Origin of the sequence: Halorubrum aquaticum, assembly GCF_900113615.1 — an archaeon.
GTDB lineage: Archaea > Halobacteriota > Halobacteria > Halobacteriales > Haloferacaceae > Halorubrum > Halorubrum aquaticum.
Genome location: NZ_FOPZ01000035.1, coordinates 1 through 5,577, shown reverse-complemented (window position 1 = coordinate 5,577; position 5,577 = coordinate 1). Strand labels below are relative to the sequence as shown.

Annotated in this window: 1 tRNA gene and 3 rRNA genes; all 4 read right to left on the bottom strand. The window is 58.2% G+C overall.

From position 1 onward, the window contains the following. Positions 1–40: 40 nt before the first annotated feature. Positions 41–162: ribosomal RNA gene (rrf, locus tag F3H10_RS15755) — 5S ribosomal RNA — on the bottom strand. 131 nt (positions 163–293) lie between these two features. Next, positions 294–3,212, bottom strand: a 23S ribosomal RNA gene (locus F3H10_RS15750). 268 nt (positions 3,213–3,480) lie between these two features. After that, positions 3,481–3,552, bottom strand: a tRNA-Ala gene (locus F3H10_RS15745). Between the two features lie 180 nt (positions 3,553–3,732). Further along, positions 3,733–5,203 (bottom strand): 16S ribosomal RNA (locus F3H10_RS15740). Together the 16S, 23S and 5S rRNA genes with 1 tRNA gene alongside form the textbook arrangement of a ribosomal RNA operon. Positions 5,204–5,577: the final 374 nt, after the last annotated feature.

Here is a 5,577-nt window from a genome sequence, read left to right as displayed (position 1 = left end):
CGGTGTCCGTGGGCTTGGACGGGAATGATCCCGATGAATGGTGAGGCGGCGTGCCGCGGTTCCCAGAGGATCGCTCACTCCAGTACTTCCCGGTACGCGGGTGGGCTTAACTTCCGTGTTCGGAATGGGTACGGGTGTGCCCCCACCGCTCTGGCCGCCTTCATGCCGACTCCCGGACTCGAACCGGAACTCTCCATGACGGAGAGACGCCTGTCTCGGTAATGACTACCGTGTATACGTGCGATCCAGCTACCGCCTGAACTCATGCGAGTGTGGAATATCTAGTGACCATATGATTGTGGCTTCGGTCTGTTAGTGCTCGTGGACTCAACGCCTCGTTGCCTCGGCGCGTACATCCCGAGTCTATCTAACTCGTCTTCTACGAGTGACCTCGTCGGTACTTCTTTTCCATGTGGGTTTCGAGCTTAGATGCGTTCAGCTCTTACCCCGTGTCGCGTGGCTACTCGGCATCTGCCCTTCCGGACAACCGATACACCAGTGGCGACCAGTCGTAGTTCCTCTCGTACTATACGACCGTTCACGTCAAGTACCATTACACCCCCAATAGATAGCAGCCGACCTGTCTCACGACGGTCTAAACCCAGCTCACGACCTCCTTTAATAGGCGAACAACCTCACCCTTGCCCGCTTCTGCACGGGCAGGATGGAGGGAACCGACATCGAGGTAGCAAGCCACCCGGTCGATATGTGCTCTTGCGGGTGACGACTCTGTTATCCCTAAGGTAGCTTTTCTGTCATCTACGGGCCCCATTCCGGAGCCTCGTAGGTTCGCTAGACCACGCTTTCGCGTCAGCGTCACTCGTTGGGAATGACACTGTCAGACCATCTTTTGCTCTTGCGCTCTTCGCCGGGTTCCCGACCCGGCTGAGATGATCTTCGGGCGCGCTCGATATCTTTTCGAGCGCGTACCGCCCCAGTCAAACTGCCCGGCTACCGGTGTACTCCTCCCGGAGTGAGAGTCGCAGTCACCGACGGGTAGTATTTCAATGTTGACTCGGTGGCCCGCTAGCGCGGGTACCTGTGTAATGTCTCCTACCTATGCTGCACATCGGCGACCACGTCTCAGCGACAGCCTGCAGTAAAGCTCTATAGGGTCTTCGCTTCCCCTTGGGGGTCTCCAGACTCCGCACTGGAACGTACAGTTCACCGGGTCCAACGTTGGGACAGTGGCGCTCTCGTTTATCCATTCATGCAAGCCGCTACTGAAGCGGCAAGGTACTACGCTACCTTAAGAGGGTCATAGTTACCCCCGCCGTTGACGGGTCCTTCGTCCTCTTGTACGAGGTGTTCAGATACCCGCACTGGGCAGGATTCAGTGACCGTACGAGTCCTTGCGGATTTGCGGTCACCTGTGTTGTTATTAGACAGTCGGAGCGCCCGAGTCACTGCGACCTGCTCCTCAGAGAGCAGGCATCCCTTCTTCCGAAGGTACGGGACTAACTTGCCGAATTCCCTAACGTCGGTTCTCCCGACAGGCCGTGCCTTGCGCTGGCAGAGCACCTGTTTCGGATCTCGGTACGGACATCATGCTCGTCTTTTCACGGGCCCTATGTACGGCTGACTTTCGCTATCTCGCGCTTCTCTCGCTTCTTACCGTGACGGTCTCCACGAGGTTCCACGATTCGACCGGGCGAATGCCCGGCTCAGCGTTCCACACGGCGTCGACTTTATACGCATGATGGCACTGGAATATTAACCAGTTTCCCGTTGACACAGTCGAGTTGCGGTGTGTCTTAGGACCGGCTGACCCTCGGCTGATTGGCAGTGCCGAGGAACCCTTGCTCATCAGGCCGTCGAGGTTCTCACCCGACTATCGCTGCTACTGTGACCAGGATTGTCGTTTCTGAACGGTCCACACGAGTTCTCACCCGTGCTTCCATCCGAACAGAACGCCGACCTACGCGGTCGCCCCTGTCAAGGGCGCGGCCAGGTCTCGGTGGTAGATTTGAGCCCCGATCATTTTGGGCGCCTCAAACCTCGGCCGGTAAGCTGTTACGCTTTTCTTAGAGGGTAGCTGCTTCTAAGCTCACCTCCCGGCTGTTTAGGGCTTGAGACCACCTTCGAATCGCACTTAATCTACACTTTGGGACCTTAACCCGGCTCTGGGTTGTTCCCCTCACGGTACACAGGCTTACCCCGCGCACCGGACTCCCTTCGTCTGCGACGCCTGCGGGTTTGGAGTTCGACAGGATGGTCGACTCCTCTCGGAGGCGAGTCATCCAATCGGTAGCTCTACCCCGCGGGCTATCTCGGAAGAGGTCATGCTTCGACATGTTTCGGTCGGAACCAGCTGTTGCCAGGCTCGATGGGCCTTTCACCCCTATACACGAATCACGAGAGGATATTGTAGGATACCACCTCTAACGGGCCTCCACGTGGCTTTCGCCACGCTTCACCCTGCTCGCGTATAGATCGCCTGGTTTCGGGTCGCACCCGAATGACTCCCCGCGTTTGGACACGGTGGCCCTCGTACCGAAGTACTGCGGCCGTATCGGTTTCCCTGCGCCTTCCCCGGTTCACGGGTTAGACTCGCCATTCAAGTGCACTCCCTGGGTCGTTTTTCAAAACGCACGACACGACGCCGGCTCGTCTCCGTTCCTACTAGAGAATCGCTTCTCGGTCGTTTTCGGAGACGCCTTGTACGCCCTGTCGCTCGATCGCCAACTGATTTCAGGCCCTATTGCACCGCCCTTCTCGGGGTGCTTTTCAGCGTTCGCTCACGCTACTTGTTCGCTATCGGTCTCGAGGAGTGTTTAGCCTTTCCAGGGGATGCCTGGAGTGTTCACAGAGGATATCCGACCCCTGCTACTCTGGATTTGACGCCACCGGTACTATCGCATTCTACGGGGTTGTCACCCTGTTTCACGCTCCGTTCCAGGAGACTTCGAATGCGGGTTCGCGGCTTGAGTGTCAACCCGAACACCACATTGGTCCGAAGACCTTCGGTTTGGGCTGTGTCGCGTTTACTCGCGGTTACTGACGACATCGCGGTTGCGTTCTCTTCCTCCCCTTACTGAGATGTTTCAATTCAGGGGGTTCCCTATTGCGCGTAGCAATTGTTAACGGATTCCGATTCGGAGATCTCGTGTTCTTTCCCTCCATGCGGGTCCCACGAGCTTTTCGCAGCTTGGCACGTCCGTCGTCGGCTCTCGAGCCGAGCCATTCACCAGCTGGCACAGTAGCCAGTAGTGTGTCAGTGTGCTCCGAAGAGCATACTGACGGTGTCAAGTGACTATAATAGTCACCGACTGTAATTGGTTCACTGACGTTCCACGAACTCGTATGAGTTCAGTGGACGTCTGGATCGCACGTATACACGGTCGTCATCGAATCACGCGTGGCAGCGCGTGTTCGTCTAACCCTTCCCATCCGCGGTTTCCCGGGATGGTGCATCGGTCGTCGTACCCCAACCGAGTCGCGTCTCCCACTTAAGGGGACGGTTTCGCGGCGGGGGTGACATGGACTCACTGGGATTCGAACCCAGGGCATCCTCCTTGCAAGGGAGGCACTCTACCGCTGAGCTATGAGCCCACCTCTCCGTGTGGAGAGGGTGTGGGGTGTGTAGTGTGAGCCGTGGACGCTCGTAAGTGTCCGGGCCGGCGGTGGGCCGGACTCCGTATTGGACGCATGCGAATGAGTAGTGACCGTTCGTGGTCGGTGTGACCGCGGACGGTCGAAAGGTGAGCCTCCCTGAGGGAGGTCTCGGGTCTGTGGAGGTGATCCAGCCGCAGATTCCCCTACGGCTACCTTGTTACGACTTAAGCCCCCTTGCGAAGCCCAGATTCGACTCGTGTAACGAGCCTCATCCGGACCTCACTCGGGTGCTTTGACGGGCGGTGTGTGCAAGGAGCAGGGACGTATTCACCGCGCGCTTGTGACACGCGATTACTACCGAATCCAGCTTCATGTGGGCGAGTTTCAGCCCACAATCCGAACTACGATCGAGTTTCTGAGATTACCGTCTCCTTTCGGAGTTGGAACCCTTTGTCTCGACCATTGTAGCCCGCGTGTTGCCCAGCACATTCGGGGCATACTGACCTACCGTTGCCCGTTCCTTCCTCCGTGTTGGCCACGGCAGTCTCTCTACTGTCCCCAACCGCTTCACAGCGTTGCTGGCAAGTAGAGATGCGGGTCTCGCTCGTTGCCTGACTTAACAGGACGCCTCACGGTACGAGCTGACGGCGGCCATGCACCTCCTCTCTGTGGCTCGTGGCGAGGTCATCAACCTGACCGTCATTACCACAGTCGATGCTGGTGAGATGTCCGGCGTTGAGTCCAATTAAACCGCAGGCTCCTCCGGTTGTAGTGCTCCCCCGCCAATTCCTTTAAGTTTCATCCTTGCGGACGTACTTCCCAGGCGGCCTGCTTAGCGGCTTCCCTACGGCACAGCACCCACTCGTAGTGGGAGCCACACCTAGCAGGCATTGTTTACGGCCAGGACTACCCGGGTATCTAATCCGGTTCGAGACCCTGGCTTTCGTCCCTCACTGTCGGATCCGTTCTCGCGACGTGCTTTCGCCATCGGCGGTCCGTCCAGGATTACGGGATTTCACTCCTACCCCGGACGTACCCGTCGCGCCTTCCGGTCCCAAGCCGTACAGTTTCCACCGGACGTCCACCCGTTGAGCGGGTGGATTTCCCGATGGACTTGTGCGGCCAGCTACGGACGCTTTAGGCCCAATAAGATCGGCCATCACTCGGGCTGCCGGTATTACCGCGGCGGCTGGCACCGGTCTTGCCCAGCCCTTATTCGTCCACCTCCCTACGGTGGACAAAAGCGTAGGCTCTATGCCTACGCACTTGGGATCCCCTTATCGCACTGTCGTGCAGTGTAAAGGTTTCGCGCCTGCTGCGCCCCGTAGGGCCCGGAATCTTGTCTCAGATTCCGTCTCCGGGTTCTCACTCTCATGACCCGTACCGATTATTGGCACGGTGGGCCGTTACCCCACCGTCTACCTAATCGGCCGCAGCCACATCCTTCGGCGCCGGAGCGTTTGGCACACTCCTCATTCCAGCTGGAGTGTGGTATGCACTATTAGCCTCAGTTTCCCGAGGGTATCGTGCTCCGAAGGGTAGTTTGGCCACGTGTTACTGAGCTATTCGCTACGAGTCTGAACTCGTACAACTAGCATGGCTAAATCGGATCCCAATAGCAATGGCCTCCGGCAGGATCAACCGGAATGAATGCCTCCGTTCCTGATTCCCGGAACGGAGGGGGTTATGTTGGCGGGTGTTGACTCGTTGTCAACACACCATTGCATGGTCCAATGTGGAGTCCAGTCTCACCGGCGACCCGGATGACACCGAACGTCCACGGCTCACATCAGATCTCCTCTTACGCCGGAGCGCAGGGGGCGAAATCCTCATCTTTCGCGGACCTGAACGTTGTCCAGCATGGGTCATAAACCCATCGGACTTCATCGGTCCTGCGAAACCGGGCCGGGTTGAACGGCCCGAGTTCGCGGTGCGTTCTTCGCATTCCATTCGAATCGGGGTACACATTTAACCCCGTCGGAACGCGTCGACCGGCCGCGTCGGCGGCCGGCCGGTGCCCCC